This window comes from Gordonia sp. NPDC003504, assembly GCF_053587995.1.
The window spans coordinates 281402-284934 of the sequence record NZ_JBSFPC010000006.1 but is presented as its reverse complement, the minus strand read 5'-3'; the positions used below and the strand labels follow the sequence as shown (position 1 = coordinate 284934).

Here is a 3533-nt window from a genome sequence, read left to right as displayed (position 1 = left end):
CAGAAGCGCTGATAGCGATGGCCGAACTCACCCGCGGCGGCGCCTGCCCCGAACTGCCCTGGCCGTAACCCACCCACAAGAACGTCAGGAGATCCTGGCCCAGAGACATGCACAAGATTTCACGTTGGATTGATGCGATTCAGTGTCCTACCGTAAATGGCGGCGACCTGCTTGTGATTCGATCTCCCGGCGACGAGGCCACAGGGCTTCTCACGGTAACCCAGTTCTTTCTATGGGTAACGCGAGTTGCGACTTCAGTCGCAGATAGCAAATATCTTCTCGTGATTCCGGCGGCAGCTTATTTCTTGCCCTTCATCTTCTTTAACGACATCGAGGGCATCTCCAACCTACTCCTAGTAGCACTTTCCGCACTGATAGTCTTGTACGCGATTCCGCTCCTCATTGCAACATTGTTTGTAATGACGGCTTCACTTGCCTTCGGAGGCGATGGTCCATTTTCAAGCTTGTTCTCTCTCTTGTCGGCAGAAACCACACCGCCAGGTGATGTGCAACTTGTTCAGATTCCTAGTGAAAGGCAGGCCGCAAACTCACTCGACTCTGAACCACGCAGAAAATGGCAACTCGTGCACTCAAAGATTTACAACGATCCTTCTGTGATCGATCGAATAGTTGCTCAGACAATAGAGTGGCGTGAATTCGAAGGCGAGTAGAATAAAGGATCGACCTTCGTCGACTCAGATCTGACGTCTCCTCCTTCGGTCGTCGACGGGTGCAACCAAGCCGACGGCGTGCGAGAGCACGACGGCTAGGGGTGATGCAACGCGAATGCCCGACCCGAGCGGGTCGGCTACTTACTCAGTGCTGGTCGAGAGCGTCGCGCTCGTCCGCCTGGGCGTCGGCGAACAAGGCGGCAGGAGTCGTTCCGCAGGCGTAGGCGAGATCCCAGTGATGAGGCTCATCGATTTTCCCCAGGATGGCTCGTTGAAATTCCCCACCTGGTGGCCGGTTCTACTGTAGCGGCCGTCGGGTGGTCGTGGTGGCGGTGCGTTGATTCTGGGAGCGGGCGTGGTGGTCGCGGAGTCGGTAGGAGTCGCCGTCGAGTTTGATCACGACTGAGCGGTGCAGTAGCCGGTCGAGCATGGCGGCGGCGACGGTGGTGTCACCGAGGACTTCGCCCCATTCGGCCACTGACCGGTTGGTGGTGATCACGATGCTGGTCTTCAGATATCGTTGCGCCACAACTTGAAACAATGCTGATGCTGCCTCGGCGGGCAATGGTAGGTAGCCCAGTTCATCGATGACCAGCAGGGTGGGCCCGGCGAAAAAGCGCATGGTGGTGGCCCACCGTCCTTCGATCGCGGCTTTGTGGCAGCGCGCGGCCAGATCGGCGGCGGTGGTGACGTAGGTGCGGTACCCGGCGTGTACCGCGGCATGGGCGAGTCCGACGGCCAGATGCGTCTTACCGGTGCCCGGGGCGCCGATCAGCAGTACGTTGGTCGCCGACTCCAGGAACGCGCACGTCCCCAACTCGCGGATCAGGGCGCGGTCCACACTGGGTGCGGCGTCGTAGTCGAACCCGTCCAGGGTTGCCGGGGTGGGCAGGCACGCGAATCTGAGTCGGCCGGCCAGCCGCCGTGCTTCGGTCGCGTCGACCTCGATGCCGAGGAGGTGTTCGAGCATCTGGGTCATCGACCATTCCTGTTCGCCGGCGCTCTGCAACACGCTCGGCAACGCTTCGGCAGCGGCGTCGAGTTTCAGTGTGGCCAGATGTCCGCGCAACTGTTGATACACCGAGATCGCCGATTGTGTCTGCGGTGCAACATCATTCGAAGTCGACGAGGTCGTGTGGGTGGTCATGGCAGTGTGTTCCTGTTCTGTGCCGCGGTTTCGTAGACGGCGAGGTCAATCGCCGGTGGTCCGGAATCGATGGGAGTGGGGGATATGTTGGTGCGCAATGCTTCCGCGGCGTTGCGGGATCGTTCGCCGGGTGGTATCCGTTCCTTCTTGCGGTGCGGTCGCCCGCCGGTGACCGCGGCGGCTTTGGCGAGTTCGTCCAACGCCATCACGTGCCCCTCGATGCGGATCTGCGCGCCCGACCCTTCCGGTGCCAGCGTGTGGTGGGCCACCACCGAGCCGGTGTCGGTGGCGATATCGATCTCCTGGGCGTCGAGTGCTTGGGACACATACAGTTCGCCCATCGCGAACTCGGGTGGCACCGAGTACTGGTTGCCGCGCCAACTGATCAACGCTTGGCGTGAGACCCGCCGTGATTCGGTCAGTACCGCCGGATACGGGGGGGACGGGCAGCGGGTCAACGGTTCCCGCTTGGCGATCGTGGCCACACTCTGCCGGTTGTCGTGGGCGGTCGGGCGCATTCGGGTGTCACCGCGCAGTGAGGAGAACTTGTCCAGGTCGGCTTGCGCCTCCTGAGGGGACGGGTCATCGGCAAGATGACGCCACCAGCGTTGTGCTGCAGTCTTATTCGTCGATTCCACACACCCTTTGCGGTTGCCGCGCCGTGGTGGGCAGATCTTCACGCTGACGCCGTAGTACTTGGCGACCGCAGCGAATTCGGCTGTCAGCTTCCCGCTGTCGGGGTGACATACCGTGGCCATCCGATCAAACCGCCACACCTTCGTCACACCACCGAGTGCGCGGCAGATCCGGTCGATCCCGGCGATCACCTGTGGGCGTTTCATATCCGGTGCCAGATACGCACGGTAGCGTCCGGAATGCGCCAACGTCCCGACGATCAGATAGGCCGTCGAGCCCCACCCCCACGATGCCGGTGGGTTCGGTAGTTCCAGCCAATCCCATTGTGTCTCTTCACCCGGCGGATGCGGGATGATCGCGTTGGCACGATCGGTGGCCGTCGCGCACTGCGGGCACACCGGCCGCAGTTTCCGGACGCGGATCTGGCGCGTCAACGTCTGATACGACTGCGTGTAGCCCAGATCCTCCAACTCGTCGCACAACGTCCGTGACCACAAATGCGGGTCCTCGAGCAACCGTGAGGTGACGTACTCGACGAACTTCTCGAACGGATCGACCTCCGGCTTCTTACGCTCGCCCGGGGTGCGTTCCCCGTTCAGATAGGCCCGAACCGTCTTACGGTCCCGGCCGGTGTGCCGAGCGATCGCCGAGATCGACCAGCCCCTCTTGTGTAAGGCATGCACTTCCACTTCGTCCTCCCATGTCAACATGAAAAGCGGGCCTCCCGTGAGTTGGTGAGTGGTCAGAGACCATCAGCATCACGGGAGGCCCGCCCTGTTCGGCGGAGCCACACGGGGTGGGGAATTTAAGTGAGCATCACTGGGGAATTTCGATGAGCGCCATCACCAGAGCCGATCGCTGCTAATAGAGCTGAGGTCGAGTTCCAGGCGACTGATGGTGGGACGCGAAACGCCGCTCGCCTCGGCGATTTCGGTCTGGGTGAGTCCGGCCTTCTGGCGGGCAGCTGTCAGCGCCGTACCGAGGGCCTTGCGCCGCACGTCACGTACCCACCGCTGGTGCGGCGTGAGGTGATCGGCGTGTGAATGGCCATGAGAAAGTCCCCACTGGTGGCCAGGTCG

At 61.8% G+C, this 3533-nt stretch carries 4 protein-coding genes; 1 reads left to right on the top strand and 3 read right to left on the bottom strand.

Features of this window, described 5'->3' with window-relative positions; all coding sequences use genetic code 11:
- Nucleotides 1-107: 107 nt before the first annotated feature.
- Nucleotides 108-671 (top strand): hypothetical protein, encoded by a 564-nt coding sequence (locus ACWDPV_RS14100; RefSeq protein WP_449743475.1) that lies wholly within the window; start codon nucleotides 108-110, stop codon nucleotides 669-671.
- 298 nt (nucleotides 672-969) lie between these two features.
- Here ACWDPV_RS14100 and istB read toward each other — a convergent pair whose 3' ends face one another.
- The 3 genes from istB to ACWDPV_RS14085 all read right to left on the bottom strand — a co-directional run.
- Complete coding sequence (gene istB / locus ACWDPV_RS14095; protein ID WP_449743474.1) at nucleotides 970-1818, bottom strand: IS21-like element helper ATPase IstB; 849 nt, start codon at nucleotides 1816-1818, stop codon at nucleotides 970-972.
- A complete protein-coding gene (locus ACWDPV_RS14090) occupies nucleotides 1815-3164 on the bottom strand; it encodes an IS21/IS408/IS1162 family transposase (protein WP_449743473.1) in 1350 nt (449 codons plus the stop codon). Before ACWDPV_RS14090 ends, istB begins: the two co-directional genes overlap by 4 nt.
- A gap of 132 nt (nucleotides 3165-3296) precedes the next feature.
- Nucleotides 3297-3533, bottom strand: a 237-nt coding sequence (locus ACWDPV_RS14085; protein WP_449743472.1) for a helix-turn-helix domain-containing protein, incomplete at its 5' end; no start/stop codon positions are given.

Bases quoted from the DNA above. Each gene is read 5' to 3' on its own strand.
- ACWDPV_RS14100 (WP_449743475.1), top strand. From the start codon at position 108: ATGCACAAGATTTCACGTTGGATTGATGCGATTCAGTGTCCTACCGTA.
- istB (WP_449743474.1), bottom strand. From the start codon at position 1,818: ATGACCACCCACACGACCTCGTCGACTTCGAATGATGTTGCACCGCAG.
- ACWDPV_RS14090 (WP_449743473.1), bottom strand. From the start codon at position 3,164: ATGTTGACATGGGAGGACGAAGTGGAAGTGCATGCCTTACACAAGAGG.